Origin of the sequence: Streptomyces incanus (assembly GCF_042656345.1) — a bacterium.
GTDB lineage: Bacteria > Actinomycetota > Actinomycetes > Streptomycetales > Streptomycetaceae > Streptomyces > Streptomyces incanus.
Genome location: NZ_JBHSPC010000073.1, coordinates 122,871 through 142,556, shown reverse-complemented (window position 1 = coordinate 142,556; position 19,686 = coordinate 122,871). Strand labels below are relative to the sequence as shown.

The following is a 19,686-nucleotide window of genomic DNA, read 5'->3' as shown; positions in this document are numbered from 1 at the left end:
CGGTCGACGACGGGGGAGGCGTCGGCCGGGGGGAAGCGCCCGGAGAACGTCGGGCGACAGGTGATCAAGATCCTGTGGGCCGGCCTCCGGCCGGTCCGTCCGAGCGCGCCCGTCGTCGAGACGGCTGCCGCCCCGCGCCGTGAACTGCCCGGCGTGCAGCCGGTCCTCCTCACCATCTTCGGCCGCCCAGGCCATCCGCGGGGCGCCGTGGAAGCCGGTGCCGACGCCTTCCGGGTCAAGGACGCCCCCGTCGCCCGTCGCCCCGTCGCCCGACTCGCCGCCGCGGTCCGCACGGCGCCGGAAGGGGAGCGGGGCATCGGCCCCACGCTCGCCGCCGCGGCTCTCGCCGACGGCGCCAACCCCCTCACCGACCGCGAACGCGAGAACCTGCGCGCCGCCGGCGGCTCCACCGACGCGGGACCGGCCCTCTCCCCGCGCCTCTCCCAGGGCACGGTCCGCAGCCACCCACCGCCATCCAGGAACCGGCCGCCCGCGACCGCCTCTCCACCGCCATCCAGGAACCGGCCGTCCGCACCCGCACGACCGCACGGAGGCGGCCCGGGCGGCCCGTGAGAAGGGCCGGCCGCAGTCCGGGAGCCGGGCCCGGGTCAGGGCCGCGCCGGCCCGGACCGGGTCGGCGCGGCCGTGCTCCGTTCGCCCGGGATGTCAAGGCGTCCGGCTCAGATGTCCCCCTGCCGCACCGTGCACAGCGCCCAGATCATGACGCCGGAGAGGGCGATCATCACGACCGACCAGACCGGGAAGTACGGCAGGGACATGAAGTTGGCGACCATGATGAGCCCACCGATCGCCACACCGGCCGCCCGTGCCCACATACCGGCCTGGAACAGCCCCACGCCGATGACCACGGCCACCACGCCCAGGACCAGATGGATCCAGCCCCAGGACGTGAGGTCGAACTTGAAGACGTAGTTCTGCGTGGCGACGAAGACGCTGTCCTCGGCGATCCCCGAGATGCCCCGGACGATGTTCAGGATTCCGGCGAGCACCAGCATGACGCCGCCGAAGACGGTCAGTCCGCCGGCCCACTCGCGCTTGGCGGAGGACGGGTGCGCATGTGCCTGTGCCTGTGTGTGATGAGCGTGAGCCGAAGCCATCGCGCTGCCCCTTTCGTTCGTCGTAGAGGTTCGTCGTACCGGTGTGTGCGGTCAATGGGTGTGCCCCGCGCCGTGGCCGCTCAGCATTAGTTCCTTGGCCCGGTCGAACTCCTCGTCGGTGAGGTCGCCGCGCGAGCGGATCTCGGACAGCCGGTGCAGTTCGTCGGCGGTGCCGGCCTGGCCGCCGTGCCCCGTCGCGGTCTCCCTGATGTAGCTGTCGAACGCCTCCTGCCGCGCACGGGCCTGCGCGATCTCCCGCCGGCCCATGTTCCGGCCGCGGGCCACGACGTAGACGAACACGCCGACGAACGGCAGCACGATGACGAAGACCAGCCACCCGGTCTTGGCCCAGCCGCCCAGCTCGTCGTCCCGGAAGAGGTCGGCGACGACCCGGAACAGCAGTACGAACCACATGACCCACAGGAACAGCAGCAGCATCGTCCAGAAGGCCCCGAGCAGCGGATAGTCGTACGCGAGGGAGGTCACGGAGCTCATGGCTCTCCTCCGTTCGGCGCGGGTGGCGCGTGCCGTACCAGGCTGCCCCGGCCGCGTCCGTACGGCCTCACCCCTGACGGGTGATCCCGGACGGGCCGGGGCGCGGTGAGCTGGAGAGCGGACGTACGCCGAAGCCAGGAGGGTGGATCATGACCGCACCGAGCGCCGCCACCGCGGCCCTCTCACCGGCCGAGCGGATCGACCACGGCCGGGCGACCCGCAAACGCGTCCCCCGTTCGGTGCACGGACTGTTCGCCCCCGGCTCCGGCCGCTTCGACCCGGTCGACGTGCTCGCGCGCCAGTCGGCCACGCGGGTGCCCGAACTGGTCCCGATCCGGTACGGGCGCATGCTGGAGTCGCCGTTCCGGTTCTACCGGGGCGCCGCCTCGATCATGGCCGCGGACCTGGCGACGCTGCCGCACACCGGACTCGAGGTGCAGCTGTGCGGCGACGCCCATCTGCTGAACTTCCGGCTGCTGGCCTCGCCGGAACGGCACCTCGTCTTCGACATCAACGACTTCGACGAGACCTTCCCCGGCCCCTTCGAATGGGACGTCAAACGGCTCGCCGCCAGTCTCGTCATCGCGGGCCGTGCCAACGGCTTCTCCGCGCGGGAGCAGAACAAGGCGGTCATCGCCTGCGTCCGCGCGTACCGCGCACGGATGCGGAGCTTCGCCGGCATGCGCACCCTGGACGTCTGGTACGCCCAGGACGACGTCGACCGGATGCGCGAACTCCTCGACTCCTCCGTGGACCCGTCCGTCCGGCGCCGCACCGAATGGGCCGCCGCGAAGGCCCGCACCCACACCTACCTCCAGGCCATCGACCGGCTCACCCGGGTCACCCCCGAAGGCCGGCGGATCACCCCGGACCCGCCCCTGATCATTCCCCTACGGGACCTGCTGGCCGACACGCCCGGCCGCAACGAGGAGACCGAACTGCGCACCATCGTCGAGAGCTACGTGGGCACCCTCTCCTCCGAGCGCCGGCACCTGTTCCGCCGCTACCGGATCGCGGACACGGCACGCAAGGTGGTCGGCGTCGGCAGCGTCGGCACCCGCTGCTGGATCCTGCTCCTGCTCGGCCGCGACGACGACGATCCGCTGCTGCTCCAGGCCAAGGAGGCGCAGGAGTCGGTGCTCGCGCCGTACACGGACGGCGAACGCTTCGACAACCAGGGCCGCCGCGTGGTGACCGGGCAGCGCCTGATCCAGACATCCAGCGACATCTTCCTCGGCTGGACCCACGTCCTGGGCCTGGACGGCAGGGAACGGGACTTCTACGTGCGCCAGCTCCGGGACTGGAAGGGCATCGCCCGCCCGGAGACCATGGACCCCCGCATGCTCGCCCTCTTCGGGGGCTGGTGCGGAGGCAGCCTCGCCCGCGCCCACGCCCGCTCCGGCGATCCCGTCGCGATCTCCGCCTACCTGGGCACCGGCGACCGTTTCGATCGCGCCCTCCCCGGCTTCGCCCAGGCCTACGCCGACCGCAACGAACGGGACTTCAAGAAGCTCAAGGCCGCCGTACGCTCGGGGCGGATCACCGCGGAGAGCCTCTGACGTCGTCAGGCCGCTCACCGGCGTGCCGGGCGTCGGGTGTCACCCGGGAGGACGGCGTCCCGCCGGGTGGTGCGGCCGGTCAAGGCGCCGGAACGCGCGGGGCGGGGACGGCGGCTCCGCCGGACCGGGTGGTCACCCCGCCTCGACGGGGCGCTTCGCGGGCTTCCGCCTCCGCGGAGATCGCCGGGTGCCCCGGACCGGAACGTGAAGCCCGTGCTCGCTTGTGCGCCCCTCGGCGGGACACGACCCCCGGGAGCCGGGCTTCACCTGGGGGCCGGGCGCATCTCGACCACACGCAGGCCCAGCGAGCGCAGGCGGGCCAGCAGCCCGTACAGATGCGCCTCGTCGACGACATGACCGAACAGCACGGTCTGACCCCACATCACGACATGGTCCAGCTCGGGGAAGGTCTTGGTCAGCGCCTCCGACATGTGCCCGTCGACGCGGATCTCGTAGTGCATGCGGCTCTCCTCCCCTCCCACGGCTCGAGTGCAGGCGGCAGACCGCCCCTGCCCTGCGATCGTCCACCCCGGGCGGCCGTATGCCCTCACCCGGGGCAGGTGAGGGAGGGCGGGGGCGGCGCGGCGCGGGTGAGGTGCGGCGGGGCTCACAGCAGCCGCAGGGCGTGGGCCCGGCGTACGGCGTCGGCGCGGCGGTTGACGTCGAGCTTCCGGTAGACGTTCTTGAGGTGGGTCTTCACCGTGTTGACCGACACGTACAGGTCGGCGGCGATCTCCTCGGTCGTCATCATCCGGGCCAGCCGCCGCAGCACGTCCCGCTCCCGGCCGCTCAGCTCCTCCACCGGTTCCTCCACCGACTCCTCCACGCCGGGCGGCGGCACGTCCGCGGACCCGGTGACGAGCCAGCCCGCGGCCAGGCCCCGCAGCGGGTCCGTGTCCAGCAGCGGCCCGATCCACGGCCCCGACTCCACGAAGGGGCGCCGCAGACGCGGGTGCCGGGCGACGCGCAGCGCCACCCCGAGCCACCGGCGGGCGGTGACCGGGTCTCCCGCCAGGTGGCCGCTTTGGGCCCGTACGAGCGCGGCCCGCACGGACACCCCGGGGCCGGTCCGGCCCGCGCCGTGCAGCGCGTCGAGCAGGTCGGCCGCCGCGCCGGGGTCGCTGCCCGCCGCGAGCTGCATCCTGGCGGCCTCCACGGCGCAGGCCGGCTGGTCGAGGGGCACCTCGCGGAGCACTGCGACGGCCTCCTCCGGCTGCCCCTCGGCCAGGCGCGCGGAGGCGGTCACCAGCGCCATGTGGCCCCGCAGCCAGGGGGAGGGCGCCTCCGCGGTGGCGCCGGGGGGCGGGGCGGCGGCGACCGCCCGGAGCGCGGCGTGCGCGTCGCCCCGCGCCAGCATCAGCCGGGCCGTGGTGACGGCCCGCACCGCGACGACCACCGGGTCGACCGAGGGGGCCGAGGCGTGCGGGGCGTGCGGGGCGGAAGCCGGTGCGGGGCGCGACGCCGAGGGCAGCGCCGACCGCGGCCCGGACTCCGCGGGCGCGGCCGCCTCGTCGAGGAGTCCCTGGGCCCGGTCCAGCTCGTCGCGGTCGACCGCCACCGCCGCCAGCACCAGCCGCTCCAGACCGGTTCCGGGCGGGCCGGGGAGGCTGTACCGCGCGATCTCGGCCAGCGCCTGGGACGCCTTGCGCTCCGCCCGGCCCGGCCAGCCGTTGAGCTGGTCGAGCAGCGCGAGCTGGGCCAGAGCGTCCTCCCTGGGCAGCGCCGTCGACGCCCCGCCGGGACCCGCCACGGCCGCGGTCAGAACCGTCCGGGCGTCCTCGAAACGGCCTGCCCACAGCCGGGCCGAGCCCAGATGCGCCAGCAGCAGCGCGGTCAGCTCGGGATGCCGGTCCAGCAGCTCGGCGGGCACGGCACCGCGCAGCTCCCCGGTCAGCCGGACGGCCCGTTCCGCGCGCGCCGGCGCCCCTGTCAGCCGGGCGGCGAACACCTCGAGCAGCGCCCAGCACAGCCGCGCGGCCTCCCGGTCGTCCTCCGGGCTCTCGTAGCCCTCCCGGTCCGGGATGCCGCCGGCCAGCAGCTTTCCGGCCCGCTCCAGACGGACCGGGCCCCGTTCCAGGTCGCCGCGGGCGAGGTCGCGAGCCGCCCGTACGAGTTCCGGCGCGGGGCCGGTGACCCCGGGCGGCATGCGGGAGAACAGCTCGTCCAGACCGGCCGAGCGCAACCCGGCGAACAGCTGGCCGACGGCCAGATCGCCGACCAGGGCGCCGGCGGCGAACTCCCAGTCACCGGCGGCGGCGCCGTGGACGAGCGTTTCCGGAAGGAACCCCGCGGCCTTCAGCCAGCGCGCCGCCCGCCTGTGGAGCTCCGGCGCCAGACCGGGGCGCCGCACCTCCAGATGCGCCCGCAGGATCTCCCCGAAGAGAGGGTGCAGCCGGTACCAGGAGTGCCCGAGATGCTGCACGAAGGCGTTGCGGTGGTGCAGCGAGTCCAGCACGGCCCCGGCGTCGAAGCGCCCGGTCAGCGCGTTCGCCAGGCCGGGGCAGAACCGCTCCAGGACGCTGACCCGCAGCAGCAGGTCCTGCGTACCGGGCGGCTGGATGTCCAGCACCTCCGCCAGCAGGAAGTCGGCCACCGTGCTCTGCCCGGCCTCGAACTCCTTCAGATACGTCTCCGGGTCGGGGCTCTCCCGCGCGGCCAGCGCGCACAGCCGCAGTCCGGCGGCCCATCCCCGGGTACGGTCCACGAGGGCGTCCGTGACGGTCGCGGGCAGGGACAGACCGTGCCGGCCGAGGAGTTCACCGGCCTCCCGCGCGGTGAACGCCAGCTCCGCGTCCCGGATCTCCGTCAGCTCCCCGGCGGCCCGGTAGCGGTGCAGCGGAAGCAGCGGTTCCGTACGGGACGCCACGACCAGGCGCAGGCCCGGCCCCGCGTGCCGCAGGACGAAGTCCAGCTGGGCGGCCGTGTCCGGCGCGGCGACCCGGTCGAACTCGTCGAGCACGAGGACGGCCGGCCCTCGCGCCGTCATCGGGCCGCTCAGCTCCGCGGCCAGCCGGTTCAGCAGCGTCTCGTCCACCCGGCCCGGGTCGGCGGGCGAGCCCACCGCCGCGGGCACCGGCACCCCGGCGGCGCGCAGCGCCTGCAGGACGTACGCCCAGAACACGCCGGGGCGCAGCTCCTCCGCGTCGGTGGTGAACCAGGCCACGGGCCGTTCGAGACCGGCCGCCCAGTCCGCGACGAGCAGGGTCTTCCCGGCGCCGGCCGCTCCGTTGACGATCGTCAGGGGAGTGGAGAGGGCGCTGTCGAGATGCCGGGTCAGGCGCTCCCGCCGCAGGAAGGTGACGGGCCTCGGGGGAATGGCGTACCGGGTCCGCAGGAACGGGTCCCCCCGGGGATCGACCCCGGAATGCCCGGAAGCGCCGCCCGATTCCGGCTCCGGCTCCGGGACGTTGCCGATGGTCACCGCGCTCACCGCCCGCCGTCCGTGTCCGCCGTCCGTGTCCGCCGTCCGCGTCTGCCGTCCGCGTCACGCGCAGTGCTTCACCCCACCAGCATCCCAGCCTCCCCCCGGTCCCGCGCGGCGCGGCGGTACCGGCCCGGGGCATCCGCGGGGTCGTGTACCGCCGAGGGGTGCACAAGCGAGCACGGGCTTCACGTTCCGGTCCGGGGCACCCGGCGATCTCCGCGGAGGCGGAAGCCCGCGAAGCGCCCCGTCGAGGCGGGGTGACCACCCGGTCCGGCGGAGCCGCCGTCCCCGCCCCGCGCGTTCCGGCGCCTTGACCGGCCGCACCACCCGGCGGGACGCCGTCCTCCGCGGCCGTACGAAAGCGACGCTGCCCGGACCGGACCAGGTCCGGGCAGCGCCGCTTCCCGCGCAGGCGTACGCGTGTGTGCGGCTCGCTCAGTGAGCGGCGACGACCGCTACGGGCTCGTCGGCACCCTCCGCCCGGGCGCTCAGCTCCTTCGTTTCCTCGGCGCGGCTCTTGATGCAGACGAAGGCGGCCACGGCACCGACGACGCACAGGATGCCGGTGACGGTGACGGCGGCGTGCAGACCGTTGACGAACGCCTGGCCGCTGCCCTCGATGACGGCGGCCCTGATCTCCGCCGACATGTCGCCGGAGACCGGGGCGATACCCATCGTGACGGCGTCCTCGGCCTGCTCCAGACCGTGCGCCATGCCCGTCGGGACACCCGCGCGGGTCAGCTCACCGAACAGCGAGGAACCGACCTTGCCGGCGATCACGGTGACCAGCACCGAGGTACCGAGGGCACCACCGATCTGCAGCATGGTGGACTGCAGGCCGGAGGCCACACCGCCGTCCCTGACGGGCGCGTTGCCGATGATCGTGGCGGCGGTGGCGGGCAGCACGATGCCGACGCCCAGGCCCATCGCGAGGAACGGCGGCCACATCGTCGCGTAGGACGAGTCGACGCTCCACGACAGCATGCCGAACATGGCGGCGCCCGAGAGGGCCAGGCCCAGCGGAATCGTGACGCGCGCGCCGAAGCGGGCGGTCAGCTGGGAACCGGCCGGAGAGGCGAACAGCGACGCGAGCGACATCGGAAGCGTGCTGATACCGGCCTCGACCGGCGTGTAACCCCGCACGTTCTGCAGGTACAGCATGATGAAGAAGATGCCGCCGAGCATCACGAAGAAGTTCAGCAGGGTCATGACCGCACCGGTGGTCAGCGAGCGGTTGCGGAACAGACGCATCGGCAGCAGCGGGTGCTCCTGCCGGGTCTCGTACCAGCCGAAGACGACCAGCAGCGCCAGACCCAGGACGATGGCGCCGAGGGTTCCGGCGGAGGTCCAGCCCCACGTCTCGCCCTTGACGATGCCGAAGACGAGCGCGACCATGCCCGCCGCCAGCAGGACGACGCCGGGGATGTCGAAGCGGTGGCGGCCGGTGGAGTTCTTGGACTCGGCGAGGACCACCGCGCTGAACACCAGCGCGACGAGGCCGATCGGCACGTTCAGGTAGAAGACCGACTCCCAGTTGACGCGCTCGACGAGCAGACCGCCGATGATCGGGCCCAGCGACGTCGACACGGCCGAGACCATGCCCCAGATGCCCACCGCGAGGGCGAACCTCTTCGGCGGGAAGACGGCGCGCAGGATGCCCAGGGTGTTGGGCATCAGGATGCCGCCCGCCAGACCCTGCAGGGCACGGAAGACGATGACGCCCTCGATGCTGCCGACCAGGCCGATGGCGACCGAGGTGACGATGAACCCGCCGATGCCGACGAGGTAGTGGAAGCGTCGGCCGAACCGGTCACCGAGCTTGCCGCCGAGGATCATCGAGGCGGCGAGTGCGATCAGGTAGGAGTTGGTGACCCACTGCAGTTCCGCGGTGCTGGCACCGAGGTCCTTGCCGATCGCCGGGTTGGCGATGGCGACGACGGAGCCGTCGAGCTGCACCATGAGCAGGCCGAACGACACGGCGACCAGCGCCAGCCAGGGATTGGCCCGGAAACGCTCGAACTTCGACCGGGCGGCCGTGTCGGGAGCGGAGTGATCCACGGGTGTGGACGCCATGAAAGGAGCCGTTTCTTTCTCAAGGGGGACGAACGAACCGCACGGCGGGGCCGGGATGCGGCAGCCGGCCCGCAACGTCCGCCCGGCCGGTCAAGGGCAGGGCGGGACGCACGGGGCCGTGCACAGGGCTGCCCGGGAAGGACTGCCTTCGGAAAAGGGGGAGGGGGCGGATGCGCGGAACGCCGAACGAGCGCTCACCGCGGGAGCCCGCGCGATGCGCCGGCCCGTGACGCTCTCGTCAGAGAGCTGCCGGGTGAAGGTGCCGGGTCAGCAGTTTCAGCGCGCCGACAGCGGAACCGAGCGCGTCCAGCTCGCCGTCGGTGAGGGACAGCATCGCCCGGCCGAGGTGGCTCTCCTCGAGGGCGGTGACCTCGGCGATCCGCTGCCGCGAGGACTCCGTGAGGTGGAGATGGGCGATCCGCTTGTCGACGCCGTCCTGCCGGCGCTCCAGCTCTCCCCGCTCGGTGAGCTGGGAGACCAGTGCGCTGACGTTGTTCGGCTTCATCAGCAGCGCCTCGGCCGCCTCACGGACCGTGGCGCCCTCGCGCCGAGCGACGAACCGCAGCAGTGCCAGCTGCCCCTCGGGCGGCTTCGGGTGCGGGTACTCGCTCGCCACCCGCCGCTCCAGGGCCCGGTGCAGCACGGGAAGGCACGCCGCGAGCTCGGAGCTCACGTGTGCGACGCGCTGTTCGGAGGCACTGCTGGTGGACACCCGTGGATATTAGGTATCTAAAGATACCCATGTCAAGCAAGGTGTGGAGTGGGCCTCACCGAGAGTGCACGGCGGGGCTTTCGGCGGTGCGGCGGGGCTTGCGGGGGCGCGACGGGGCCGGCGGGGCTTGCGGGGCGAGCCTCAGTTGAGCAGTGCCCGTGCCGCTCGGGCCTCGCCGCGGATCCGGTCCGCCGCCGGCTCGTCCACCGCGGCCACCACCTCGGCGTACGCCTCCAGCTCGTCCGCGCCGTCGAGGAACTCGCCGCGCCGCACCAGCAACCGGGCCCGTTCGTACCGCAGCTTCGCCGGCCGGGAGGGGAGCAGCAGGGACAGGTCCAGCGCCCACAGCGCCACGTCCGACCGCTCCGGGCGCACCTCGGCCCACGCCCGGATGTTGTTCAGGATGCGCAGCACGACGTCCAGCGGATCGGCCGGTGCCAGCATCGACGGGTTCAGCGGCGCCCCCGTCGCCCCGGCGACCAGCAGCTCCGTATCGGCCCCGGTCAGCACCCGGCCGCCCTCGAAGGGATCGACGAGCACCTGCCGCTCCGGGGTCGCCTCGTCCCGCGGGTCCGGCTTCGCCGCCTGCTTCGCGTCCGCCGTCGCGCCGGCCTCGCCGAGGCCGACCACGAAGTGGCCGGGCAGCCCGACCCCGAACACCGGCGCCCCCGCCCGTCGGGCGACCTCCAGCCACACCACCGACAGCAGGATCGGCAGCCCGCGCCGGCGCCGCAGCACCTCGTGCAGCAGCGACGACTCCAGGCGCTGGTAGTCGCCCGGGGTGCCGTGGAAGCCGCACCGCTCGCCCAGCAGCTCCCGCAGCGCCGACGCCCACGCGCGCGGGGTCCCGGGCCGGTAGGGGAGGCGGCCGGCCAGCGCGTCCAGCTCGATCTGCGCGGCGTCGATGCCGGCCTCGTCCAGCGTGCCGTCCGCCGCCGCACCGATCAGCAGGCACAGCGTGGCCAGATCCGGCCGCTCGGACCGGGCCTCCTCGGAGAACCGCCGCCGCAGCTCGGCGGAGCGTTCCGGGGGCGGGGGCTGGGGGGAGCGCATGACCGGTTCGTGCCCTCTCACGGCGACCCGTCACCGGCCGGAGCCGATGACCGGGGCGCGCGGTAGTGGTGGTACGCGTGGTGCGCGGCGAAGCCCATCCTGTCGTACAGGGCACGTGCCGCCGCGTTGTCCTCCTCGACCTGGAGCCAGGCGGCCGACGCACCCTCGTCGAGCGCCCGCCGGGCCAGCGCGGCCATCACGGCGGTCGCGAGCCCGCGCCGCCGCAGCGCCGGATCCACCTCGACGGCGGCGAAACCGGCCCACCGGCCGTCCACGACACACCGCCCGATCGCGGCAGGAGCGGCGTCTGCCGGAGCACCGCCCTCGGGTCCACCGTCCCCCGCCCGCACGGTCGCGAACCACACCGACGGGCCGCTGCCCAGCACCTTCAAGGCGACCTCGCTCACGCCCCGGCGCCGGTAGCGCGCGAGCCACGCCTCGTCGGCCTCCCGGGACAGCAGGACGTCCACCCCGGCCGGTTCGCCGCCGGACGGCTCCGGTCCCGCGTCGGCGATCGACGCGAGCCCGCCGACCCACAGTTCGGCGGTCACCTCCCGCACCCAGCCCCGCCGCTCCAGCTCCGCGCCCAGCACCTCCTGCGTGCCCTCGGCGCCGGTCGCCGTCTGCACGTAGGCGGGCAGCCCGCGCTCGGCGTACCAACGGCGTACGGCCGTCAGCGCCTCGTCCAGCGGCACGCCCGGGTCGCCGAGCGGCAGCACCGAGTTGGCCCGGCGGGTGAAGCCCACCCGCGGCCCGGCCACCGCCCCCCACGGACGCTCCCCCGGAGCCGAACGCCCGGGGGGACCCCCATCGCGCGGCCCCTCCCCGGCTGCCGCCCTCAGCTCCCACTCGCCCAGCCGCTCGCTCTCCACGGGCTGCCACGCCCGCGCGGCGACCCGCGCCAGCTCCTCGTAGGAGGCGGCCGGACCGCGCCGGCGGGCCGGTGCGGCCGGAATCACCTTGCCCGCGACCAGCGCGGATTCCCGGACGAGGACGCTCTCGCCGTTCTTCCGTGTGATCCGCAGCACACCGCTGTCCCATGATGTGAGAACTCCGACCACGTCGGTGAACTTCCCACCCGGGGAGCCATGTTCGATCAAGCTCCGTACGGAGACCCGTTTACCCACGTCAGCAGTGGTGATGCGGACCTCGAGACGCCCGGCGGCGGAGATTTCCACAGGTCGGTACACCCCTCCTGTTCGGATCATGCCCAAGAACGGAGATACTAGGGGCGGGCATCGACGACGCCGCGCTCCCGCGCGCCAGGCGGCGGAGCCTGAGGAGGCCCGCCGGCGCCCTACCGAGGAGGAACGACAGCGTGACCTACGTCATCGCGCAGCCTTGTGTCGACGTGAAGGACAAGGCGTGCATCGAGGAGTGCCCGGTCGACTGCATCTACGAGGGCCAGCGGTCCTTGTACATCCACCCGGACGAATGCGTCGACTGCGGCGCCTGTGAACCGGTCTGCCCGGTCGAGGCCATCTTCTACGAGGACGACACTCCCGAGGAGTGGAAGGACTACTACAAGGCCAACGTCGAGTTCTTCGACGACCTAGGCTCACCCGGCGGTGCCAGCAAGCTCGGGCTGATCGAGCGCGACCACCCGTTCATCGCCGCGCTGCCGCCGCAGGCGTAAGCACCCGGGCGGCCCGGAAGCGGCCCGCGCCCGCGCCGCCTCGGTCCCGTACGGCCTGATCCCCCCTGATCGGAGCCGCACGGGACCGAGGCGTTTGCCGTACCAGAAAGTGAGCGAGAACCCGTGTCCGCAGTCTCCGACCGCCTTCCCACCTTCCCCTGGGACAAGCTCGAGCCGTACAAGAAGACAGCCGCCGCGCACCCCGACGGCATCGTCGACCTCTCCGTCGGCACCCCCGTCGACCCGGTCCCCGAGCCGATCCGGAAGGCCCTGATCGCCGCCGCGGACTCCCCGGGCTATCCCACGGTCTGGGGTACCCCGGAACTGCGTGACGCGCTCACCCGCTGGGTGGAGCGCCGCCTGGGCGCCCGCGAGGTCACCCACCGCCATGTGTTGCCGGTCGTCGGCTCCAAGGAACTGGTCGCCTGGCTGCCCACCCAGCTGGGGCTCGGCCCCGGCGACCGGGTGGCCTACCCGCGCCTGGCCTATCCGACGTACGAGGTCGGCGCCCGCCTGGCCCGCGCGGAGTACGAGGCGTACGACGACCCGACTGAGCTGGACCCGACGGGCCTGAAGCTCCTCTGGCTGAACTCCCCGTCCAACCCCACGGGCCGGGTGCTCCCCAAGGCGGAGCTGACCCGCATCGTCGCCTGGGCCCGCGAGCACGGCGTCCTGGTCTTCTCCGACGAGTGCTACCTCGAACTGGGCTGGGACGCCGACCCGGTCTCGGTGCTGCACCCGGACGTCAACGGCGGCTCGTACGACGGCATCGTCGCCGTGCACTCGCTGTCCAAGCGGTCCAACCTCGCGGGCTACCGCGCCGCCTTCCTGGCCGGCGACCCGGCCGTCCTCGGCCCGCTGCTGCAGATCCGCAAGCACGGCGGCATGATGACCTCGGCGCCCACCCAGGCGGCCGTGGTGGCGGCCCTGGGCGACGACGAGCACGTCCGGGTCCAGCGCGAGCGCTACACGGCCCGCCGCACCGCGCTGCGGATGGCCCTCCTGGGGCACGGCTTCCGCATCGAGCACAGCGAGGGCGGGCTCTACCTGTGGGCCACCCGCGACGAGTCCTGCTGGGACACCGTCGCCCGCCTCGCCGAGCTCGGCATTCTGGTCGCACCGGGCGACTTCTACGGCCCGGCCGGCGAGCGGTTCGTACGCGTCGCCCTCACCGCCACGGACGAGCGGGTACGGGCGGCGGTGGAACGCCTGAAGGCGTGACGCGGGGCAGCCGCGCGTACGCCGACGGGGCCCAGGTTCTTCCTGGGCCCCGTCGGCGTACGTACGGTCCGGTCCGGGCCGGCCCGGGTGGACCTGGATCCCCGTGGACCCGGATCCGGGCGGGTCAGCCGAGCGGCAGGGCCGTGGCCGGGAGGGTCCGGGCGGTCGGCACGCCGTCCAGGTGGACGGCGTCGGTCGGCAGCGTGCCCTCGGCGGCCTGGACCGCCACCGGCGCGGCCTGCCCGAGTGCCCGGCCGCGGGTGCCGCCCGCGGTCTTGGTGACGGCGTGCGTCGCGTCGTCCACGGTGCCGGGCGCGCCGGCCTGGTCCAGGGCGGTCAGGCCGCCGACGTTCGGAGTGGCCGGCAGCTCGGGGGCCGCAGTGGCGGAACCGGTCGCACCGACCCCGGCGGCCGCTCCGGCGGCGACGAGCAGCGCGGCACGGGCGATCCGACGGGTCAGGGGGAGGGACATGGTGCTCCTTCGGCGGGAGAGAACGGTGAACGTCCAGCCGGACCCGGTGGCTGGTCTCACGTCGATCTGGTTGGTCTCCGGTGATCGGTCTCCGGGTCCGGACGCAGTGACTACCGCTCGAAGGCCGGGAAGGTTGCGGTGGGACGACGTAAAGAGTTGGCAACGCGTCGCATTATCGACTGCGCCGAAAAGCGGACGAACGGTACGCCGCTCGACGGGCTGCGGAACGGTTACAGCGCCTCAGCCCCAAGGAGTACGCCGAACTGGGGGCGAGGACGCGTGAACCCGCTCACACCGTCAACGAACCCACCCTCAGGGCAACCCCTGAGGGTGGGTCATCGGGCAACCGTGCGGGTGGCTGTGCGGTCTACCGCGCGGTCGTGATCCGGACCGCGCCCGCACCGCCGTCCGCGCCTTCGGAGTTCTTGCCGTCCTCGTCGCCCCCACCGTCGAGCGGGGTCCACCGGCCGCCGTCGTCCCCGGCGGCCCACTCCTGCCCCGCGTACGACACCCGCTCTATGTGCAGCTCGGAGGCGTTGGCCACGGCCCAGTGCGCCAGTTGCCAGCCCTGGGCCCTGGCCTTCCGGCCCGGGTCCGCCTCGGTGGACACCGGCAGCGTCATGGTCCGCCCGACGGCGTCGGCGTCGGAGCCGGGGTCGCCGTTTCCGGGAGCGGAGGGCGGGGGACTCGCCGCGTCGCCGACCTCGGCTCCGGCCGGTTCCAGGGCGTCCCGCCCGAAGTCCCGGGCCAGCGCGTCACGTACCGCGTCCGTCCCCGACGCGCGGGTCGCAACCGGACGACCGTCACAGGTCAGCGTGGCCTCCGAGGCGCCGGTGAGAGCGGCGGCCAGCAGGGTGGCGTCCGGCTCGTGCTTGGCGTACGCCTGCGGGAAGCCGCTGAGCTGCACCCGCTGGGCGGCGACGGTGAGCGGAAGCCGGGTGTACCCCGGCACCTCCTTCAGGCCGTCGTAGAACTTCCCCGCCGAGTACGCCGGGTCCATGATCTCCTTCGGCGTGCCCCAGCCCTGCGAGGGCCGCTGCTGGAAGAGGCCGAGCGAGTCACGGTCCCCGTAGTCGATGTTGCGCAGCGCCGACTCCTGGAGGGCCGTCGCCAGCGCGATCGTCACGGCCCGCTCAGGCAGGTCGCGCGTGGTGCCCGCGGCGGCGATCGTCGCCGCGTTCACCGCCTGCTCGGGCGTGAACTCGTACGTGGCCCCGTCGTCCTTGCCGGACACGACCCGGCAGCCCGGCCCGCTCGTCCCGCCGCCCGTGTCGTACTGGACCACCAGGTAGCCGGCGACCCCGAGAAGTACCACGGAGGCCGCTCCGAAGCGGAAGAAGCGGCCCCGACGCTTGGAAGGAAGTGGTGGCTCTGACACGCGTAACAAGGTACTGGAGAGTAGGAGGTGTGTGTGCCGGGTGTGGACAGTGGGCCCGGACCAGCGCGTTAGGGTCGTGGGCATGGCCGACACCCCGCTTGACCTCACTCTGGACGCGGCACGCCTGACCGCGCAGCTCGTCGACTTCCCCTCCGTCAGCGGCACCGAGAAGCCGCTCGCGGACGCGATCGAATCCGTCCTGCGCACCCTGCCGCACCTCACGGTCGACCGGTACGGCAACAACGTCGTGGCCCGTACGCACCTGGGGCGCGAGGAGCGCGTGATCCTCGCCGGTCACATCGACACGGTCCCGATCGCGGACAACGTCCCCTCCCGGCTCGACGCGGACGGCGTGCTGTGGGGCTGCGGCACCTGCGACATGAAGGCGGGCGTGGCCGTCCAGCTGCGCCTCGCGGCCACCGTCCCCGCCCCCAACCGGGACCTCACCTTCGTCTTCTACGACAACGAGGAGGTCGACGCGGACCTCAACGGCCTCAAGCACGTCGCCGAACAGCACCCCGACTGGCTGGAGGGCGACTTCGCGGTGCTCCTCGAGCCCTCCGACGGCCAGGTCGAGGGCGGCTGCCAGGGCACGCTCCGGGTGCTGCTGAAGACCACCGGCGAGCGCGCCCACTCCGCGCGGAGCTGGATGGGCTCCAACGCCATCCACGCGGCGTCCCCCATCCTCGCCCGCCTCGCCTCCTACGAGCCGCGCTACCCGGTGATCGACGGCCTGGAGTACCGCGAGGGCCTGAACGCGGTGGGCATCTCCGGGGGCGTCGCCGGCAACGTCATCCCCGACGAGTGCGTCGTCACCGTCAACTTCCGCTACGCCCCTGATCGCTCCGAGGCCGAAGCCCTCGCCCATGTCCGCGAGGTCTTCGCGGACTGCGGCGTGAGCGAGTTCGTCGTCGACGACCACAGCGGCGCGGCCCTGCCCGGGCTGTCCCACCCGGCCGCGGCCGCCTTCATCGAGGCGGTCGGCGGCACTCCCCAGCCCAAGTACGGCTGGACGGACGTCTCCCGCTTCTCGGCACTCGGCGTCCCGGCGGTCAACTACGGCCCCGGCAACCCGCACCTGGCGCACAAGCGGGACGAACGCGTCGAGACGGCGAAGGTCCTCGCGGGGGAGGAGCGGCTGCGGTCCTGGCTGACCGCGTGAGCGCGCCACCCCTGTGGGGCGTTTGGAACGCTGCCCCGCGGACATGCTGACGTCCCCCAGACGTAACCCGCGTGGATCTACGCTGAGGTGGAACGACCTCTCCCCTGGATCTCGGCGATCTTCCGAGCAGGGGAGACCGCGAACGGAGGGAGCGCATATGGCTACTGGCAACCCCGAGGGCAAGCAGATCCCACCGGAGGAGCAGCGGCTGGGCCCGGTGCTCCGCAGACGGGACCAGGTCCAGGCGAGCACCACGGACCAGCGGCTGCTGGACGGGCGTGCTCCCTCGGACTGGGTGCACACCGACCCGTGGCGGGTGCTGCGCATCCAGTCGGAGTTCATCGAGGGCTTCGGCACGCTCGCCGAGCTGCCGCCCGCCATCAGCGTCTTCGGCTCGGCACGCACACCGGTGGACTCGCCGGAGTACGACGTCGGCGTCCGGCTGGGCAGGGGCCTGGTCGAGGCGAACTTCGCCGTCATCACCGGCGGCGGCCCCGGCGCGATGGAGGCGGCCAACAAGGGCGCCTGCGAGGCCAGCGGCGTCTCGGTCGGCCTCGGCATCGAGCTGCCCTTCGAGCAGGGGCTCAACAGCTACGTCGACATCGGCCTGAACTTCCGGTACTTCTTCGTCCGCAAGCTGATGTTCGTCAAGTACTCGCAGGGCTTCGTCGTCCTGCCCGGCGGCCTCGGCACCCTCGACGAACTCTTCGAGGCGCTGACCCTGGTCCAGACGCAGAAGATCACCCAGTTCCCCATCGTCCTGTTCGGCACCGAGTACTGGGGCGGCCTGGTCGACTGGCTGCGCAGCACGGTCATCGCCCAGGGCAAGGCAGCCGAGAAGGACCTCCTCCTCATCCACGTCACGGACGACGTGGACGAAGCGGTGGCCCTGGTGTCGAAGGAAGCGGGCCGCTGACCCGACGAGCCCCCTGCGCCCCACCCCCACACCCCACCAAGCGGCACACAGGCCGGGATCCTTGTCGGCGGATCCTTCCCGGCCCGACGAGGAGCGTGCGGGCCGGGGGCTTCTCGGCCCGACGAGGGGCGGCCCGGGCCGTGAGGCGCCTGTGATCCAACGAGTGGCGGTCCGGGCCGTGTGGGGCGCCTCTGATCCACCGATCCACCGAGTGGTGCGTGAGTTGGGGCCCTTTCGCCGCGTCGAGTGGCCATGTGGGGTGTGAGGTCGCTTCTTGACGTACCGAGTGGTGCGCGGGCTGGGGCCTTTCCGTCGCACCGGGTGACCGGCTGGGCTCTGGGGTCACTGTCTGACGTACCGAGTCGGGTGGTGGGTGGGCATAGGCCGGGGTCCAGGGGCGGAGCCCCTGGCGGGGTCTGGGGCGGAGCCCCATGCCCGGGGCTCAGGGGCGGCGCCCATGCAATCGGCGTAGGGGCAGAACCGTCACCCCGGGGCGGAGCCCTACGCCAGCCCCCGCCGGGCCACCGCAGGGGCACGGTGGCCCGCGATCGACGCCACCATGTCCAAGACCTGCCGCGTCTCCGCCACCTCGTGCACCCGGTACACCCGCGCCCCCAGCCACGCCGACACCGCAGTGGTCGCCAACGTCCCCAGCACCCGCTCCTTGACCGGCCGGTCCAACGTCTCCCCGACGAAGTCCTTGTTGGACAGCGACACCAGCACCGGCCACCCGGTGGCGACCATCTCGTCCAGCCGCCGCGTCGCCTCGAGACTGTGCCGGGTGTTCTTGCCGAAGTCGTGCCCGGGATCGATCATCACCGACTCCCGCGGCACGCCCAGGGACACGGCACGCTCCGCCAGCCCCAGCGTCCGGTCGAGGATGTCGGCCATCACGTCCTCGTACTCCACCCGGTGCGGACGGGTCCGCGGCAGTGCGCCTCCCGCGTGGGTGCACACCAGCCCGGCGCCGTACCGTGCGGCGACCTCCGCGAGCCGCGGATCGACCCCGCCCCAGGCATCGTTCAGTACATCCGCCCCCGCCTCGCACACGGCCTCGCCGACCTCGTGCCGCCAGGTGTCCACGCTGATCACGACGTCCGGGAAGCGCCGCCGCACCTCGGCGACGAAACCGACCGTGCGCCGCGCCTCCTCCTCGGCGGACACCTCCTCGCCCGGCCCGGCCTTCACCCCGCCGATGTCGATGATCGCGGCGCCCTCGGCCACCGCCTGCTCCACGCGCGTGAGTGCCGGTTCGTCGCGGAAGGTCGCGCCCTGGTCGTAGAAGGAGTCCGGGGTCCGGTTCACGATCGCCATGATCACCGACTCGTGCGGTGCGAATTCCCGCCTGCCCAGCCTGAGCATCCCCAAAGACCTCTCCTCGTCGGTGCGGTCCACCGGCCGTCCCCGGCCGCCTGTGACCCTGACCGTCAGACTCGCATGGCACGATCGGAGCCACACATCCGACTCCGGCTCGATCCAACCCTGGGGACCTCAGCGATGGTTATGTTCTTGTTCCTGGTCGTCGCGCTCGCCGTCGTGGTCGCCGCGGTGACCCTCGCCGTGGTGGGCGGCGGTGAGAGCGGCCCGCTGCCCGACGCGGCCCCCGACCGGCTGAGGGACGCCCTGCCGCTGGACCGCCCGGTCCACCGCGCGGACGTGGACGGCCTTCGCTTCCCCCTCGCCGCCCGCGGCTACCGCATGGCCGACGTGGACGACGTGCTGAGCCGCCTCGGCGCCGAGCTCGCCGAGCGCGACGCCCGGATCGCCGACCTGGAGTCCGCGCTGGCCGGTGCCCGTGCCGTCGCGGCCCACATCGCCCTGGACAAGCCCGCCGCGCGTCGGGAGGGCGACCAGCTGTGACCGGGACAGCCGCCCTCGCAGGTCCGGACGGCGCCCCGCGCTGCCCCTGGGCCCTGTCCACCGAGGACTACATCGCGTACCACGACGAGGAGTGGGGCCGCCCGGTCCACGGGGACGACGCCCTGTTCGAGCGCCTCAGCCTGGAGGCCTTCCAGTCCGGCCTGTCGTGGATCACGATCCTGCGCCGCCGTCCGGGCTTCCGTACCGCCTTCGCCGGCTTCCGGATCGCGGCCGTCGCGGAGTTCACCGACGCCGACCGGGAGCGCCTGCTGGCCGACGCCGGCATCATCCGCAACCGCGCCAAGGTCGACGCGACCCTGGGCAACGCGCGCGTGCTGGCCGGGTGGGCGCCCGGCGACCTGGACGCCCTGATCTGGTCGCACGCACCCGACCCGGCCGGCCGCCCGGCGCCGGTGACCCTCGCCGACGTCCCCGCGATCACCCCCGAGTCGACGGCACTGTCCAAGGCCCTGAAGAAGCAGGGCCTGCGCTTCGTCGGCCCGACCACGGCCTACGCGCTGATGCAGGCCTGCGGCCTGGTCGACGACCACCTGAAGGACTGCGCGGCCCGACGGGCCTGAACCCTCGAAGGCGAGCGGGCCGCTGC

Annotated in this window: 18 protein-coding genes and 1 pseudogene; 8 read left to right on the top strand and 11 right to left on the bottom strand. The window is 73.3% G+C overall.

Annotation, left to right across the window (positions count from 1 at the left end):
- Window positions 1–99: 99 nt before the first annotated feature.
- Window positions 100–554, top strand: a pseudogene (locus ACFP2V_RS22780) (response regulator); the annotation flags it as partial.
- Window positions 555–680: 126 nt separating this feature from the next.
- Here the strand turns inward: ACFP2V_RS22780 and ACFP2V_RS22775 are convergent.
- Window positions 681–1,118, bottom strand: coding sequence for a DUF7144 family membrane protein (locus ACFP2V_RS22775; protein ID WP_381215474.1), 438 nt, complete (start codon window positions 1,116–1,118; stop codon window positions 681–683).
- 51 nt (window positions 1,119–1,169) lie between these two features.
- Complete coding sequence (locus ACFP2V_RS22770) at window positions 1,170–1,613, bottom strand: SHOCT domain-containing protein (RefSeq protein ID WP_381215472.1); 444 nt, start codon at window positions 1,611–1,613, stop codon at window positions 1,170–1,172.
- A 149-nt stretch (window positions 1,614–1,762) separates the two neighbouring features.
- Here ACFP2V_RS22770 and ACFP2V_RS22765 point away from each other — a divergent pair, with 149 nt between their 5' ends.
- Complete coding sequence (locus tag ACFP2V_RS22765) at window positions 1,763–3,172, top strand: DUF2252 domain-containing protein (RefSeq protein WP_381215469.1); 1,410 nt, start codon at window positions 1,763–1,765, stop codon at window positions 3,170–3,172.
- A 263-nt stretch (window positions 3,173–3,435) separates the two neighbouring features.
- Here the strand turns inward: ACFP2V_RS22765 and ACFP2V_RS22760 are convergent, their stop codons facing one another.
- The 6 genes from ACFP2V_RS22760 to ACFP2V_RS22735 all read right to left on the bottom strand — a co-directional run bounded on the left by ACFP2V_RS22760 (window position 3,436) and on the right by ACFP2V_RS22735 (window position 11,612).
- The gene (locus tag ACFP2V_RS22760; RefSeq protein ID WP_381215467.1) at window positions 3,436–3,633 is read right to left on the bottom strand and encodes a hypothetical protein; all 198 of its coding nucleotides are present in this window, start codon (window positions 3,631–3,633) and stop codon (window positions 3,436–3,438) included.
- A 146-nt stretch (window positions 3,634–3,779) separates the two neighbouring features.
- Complete coding sequence (locus tag ACFP2V_RS22755; protein WP_381215553.1) at window positions 3,780–6,593, bottom strand: winged helix-turn-helix domain-containing protein; 2,814 nt, start codon at window positions 6,591–6,593, stop codon at window positions 3,780–3,782.
- Between the two features lie 438 nt (window positions 6,594–7,031).
- Window positions 7,032–8,669: an MFS transporter gene (locus ACFP2V_RS22750; RefSeq protein WP_381215463.1), complete on the bottom strand. Its 1,638-nt coding sequence runs from the start codon at window positions 8,667–8,669 to the stop codon at window positions 7,032–7,034.
- 238 nt (window positions 8,670–8,907) lie between these two features.
- Window positions 8,908–9,381 carry a MarR family winged helix-turn-helix transcriptional regulator gene (locus tag ACFP2V_RS22745; protein ID WP_381215461.1) on the bottom strand — a complete coding sequence of 158 codons (474 nt, stop codon included), beginning with the start codon at window positions 9,379–9,381 and terminating at the stop codon, window positions 8,908–8,910.
- 141 nt (window positions 9,382–9,522) lie between these two features.
- Window positions 9,523–10,434 (bottom strand): transglutaminase-like domain-containing protein, encoded by a 912-nt coding sequence (locus tag ACFP2V_RS22740; protein ID WP_381215458.1) that lies wholly within the window; start codon window positions 10,432–10,434, stop codon window positions 9,523–9,525.
- Between the two features lie 17 nt (window positions 10,435–10,451).
- On the bottom strand, window positions 10,452–11,612 hold the full coding sequence (locus tag ACFP2V_RS22735) for a GNAT family N-acetyltransferase (protein ID WP_381215455.1): 1,161 nt from the start codon (window positions 11,610–11,612) through the stop codon (window positions 10,452–10,454).
- Between the two features lie 140 nt (window positions 11,613–11,752).
- On the opposite strand from ACFP2V_RS22735, the gene fdxA reads away from it, so the two are divergent.
- Together fdxA and ACFP2V_RS22725 are read left to right on the top strand one after the other, a co-directional pair.
- On the top strand, window positions 11,753–12,070 hold the full coding sequence (gene fdxA / locus ACFP2V_RS22730) for a ferredoxin (protein ID WP_055572727.1): 318 nt from the start codon (window positions 11,753–11,755) through the stop codon (window positions 12,068–12,070).
- A gap of 123 nt (window positions 12,071–12,193) precedes the next feature.
- Entirely contained in the window at window positions 12,194–13,291 is a 1,098-nt protein-coding gene (locus tag ACFP2V_RS22725) for a bifunctional succinyldiaminopimelate transaminase/glutamate-prephenate aminotransferase (RefSeq protein ID WP_381215451.1), read from the top strand.
- Between the two features lie 124 nt (window positions 13,292–13,415).
- Here ACFP2V_RS22725 and ACFP2V_RS22720 read toward each other — a convergent pair whose 3' ends face one another.
- Together ACFP2V_RS22720 and ACFP2V_RS22715 are read right to left on the bottom strand one after the other, a co-directional pair.
- On the bottom strand, window positions 13,416–13,763 hold the full coding sequence (locus tag ACFP2V_RS22720; RefSeq protein WP_381215448.1) for an ATP-binding protein: 348 nt from the start codon (window positions 13,761–13,763) through the stop codon (window positions 13,416–13,418).
- A gap of 367 nt (window positions 13,764–14,130) precedes the next feature.
- A complete protein-coding gene (locus ACFP2V_RS22715; protein ID WP_381215445.1) occupies window positions 14,131–15,141 on the bottom strand; it encodes a VldE C-terminal domain-containing protein in 1,011 nt (336 codons plus the stop codon).
- 82 nt (window positions 15,142–15,223) lie between these two features.
- Here ACFP2V_RS22715 and dapE point away from each other — a divergent pair, with 82 nt between their 5' ends.
- Together dapE and ACFP2V_RS22705 are read left to right on the top strand one after the other, a co-directional pair.
- Window positions 15,224–16,303, top strand: a complete 1,080-nt coding sequence (dapE, locus tag ACFP2V_RS22710) for a succinyl-diaminopimelate desuccinylase (protein WP_381215441.1) — start codon at window positions 15,224–15,226, stop codon at window positions 16,301–16,303.
- A 157-nt stretch (window positions 16,304–16,460) separates the two neighbouring features.
- The gene (locus tag ACFP2V_RS22705) at window positions 16,461–17,219 is read left to right on the top strand and encodes an LOG family protein (protein ID WP_381215438.1); all 759 of its coding nucleotides are present in this window, start codon (window positions 16,461–16,463) and stop codon (window positions 17,217–17,219) included.
- 501 nt (window positions 17,220–17,720) lie between these two features.
- On the opposite strand, the gene folP is transcribed toward ACFP2V_RS22705, so the two are convergent.
- Window positions 17,721–18,581: a dihydropteroate synthase gene (gene folP, locus ACFP2V_RS22700; protein ID WP_381215550.1), complete on the bottom strand. Its 861-nt coding sequence runs from the start codon at window positions 18,579–18,581 to the stop codon at window positions 17,721–17,723.
- A gap of 135 nt (window positions 18,582–18,716) precedes the next feature.
- Here folP and ACFP2V_RS22695 point away from each other — a divergent pair, with 135 nt between their 5' ends.
- A complete protein-coding gene (locus tag ACFP2V_RS22695; protein WP_381215435.1) occupies window positions 18,717–19,079 on the top strand; it encodes a DivIVA domain-containing protein in 363 nt (120 codons plus the stop codon).
- The gene (locus tag ACFP2V_RS22690; protein ID WP_381215432.1) at window positions 19,076–19,660 is read left to right on the top strand and encodes a DNA-3-methyladenine glycosylase I; all 585 of its coding nucleotides are present in this window, start codon (window positions 19,076–19,078) and stop codon (window positions 19,658–19,660) included. The genes ACFP2V_RS22695 and ACFP2V_RS22690 overlap by 4 nt, the downstream gene beginning before the upstream one ends.
- Window positions 19,661–19,686: the final 26 nt, after the last annotated feature.

What these genes read in the sequence shown, in the direction of transcription:
- ACFP2V_RS22760 (WP_381215467.1), bottom strand. Translation starts at nt 3,633, where the DNA reads ATGCACTACGAGATCCGCGTCGACGGGCACATGTCGGAGGCGCTGACC.
- ACFP2V_RS22770 (WP_381215472.1), bottom strand. Translation starts at nt 1,613, where the DNA reads ATGAGCTCCGTGACCTCCCTCGCGTACGACTATCCGCTGCTCGGGGCC.
- ACFP2V_RS22720 (WP_381215448.1), bottom strand. Translation starts at nt 13,763, where the DNA reads ATGTCCCTCCCCCTGACCCGTCGGATCGCCCGTGCCGCGCTGCTCGTC.
- ACFP2V_RS22695 (WP_381215435.1), top strand. Translation starts at nt 18,717, where the DNA reads ATGGTTATGTTCTTGTTCCTGGTCGTCGCGCTCGCCGTCGTGGTCGCC.
- ACFP2V_RS22705 (WP_381215438.1), top strand. Translation starts at nt 16,461, where the DNA reads ATGGCTACTGGCAACCCCGAGGGCAAGCAGATCCCACCGGAGGAGCAG.
- ACFP2V_RS22775 (WP_381215474.1), bottom strand. Translation starts at nt 1,118, where the DNA reads ATGGCTTCGGCTCACGCTCATCACACACAGGCACAGGCACATGCGCAC.
- dapE (WP_381215441.1), top strand. Translation starts at nt 15,224, where the DNA reads ATGGCCGACACCCCGCTTGACCTCACTCTGGACGCGGCACGCCTGACC.
- folP (WP_381215550.1), bottom strand. Translation starts at nt 18,581, where the DNA reads ATGCTCAGGCTGGGCAGGCGGGAATTCGCACCGCACGAGTCGGTGATC.
- ACFP2V_RS22750 (WP_381215463.1), bottom strand. Translation starts at nt 8,669, where the DNA reads ATGGCGTCCACACCCGTGGATCACTCCGCTCCCGACACGGCCGCCCGG.
- ACFP2V_RS22740 (WP_381215458.1), bottom strand. Translation starts at nt 10,434, where the DNA reads ATGCGCTCCCCCCAGCCCCCGCCCCCGGAACGCTCCGCCGAGCTGCGG.
- ACFP2V_RS22765 (WP_381215469.1), top strand. Translation starts at nt 1,763, where the DNA reads ATGACCGCACCGAGCGCCGCCACCGCGGCCCTCTCACCGGCCGAGCGG.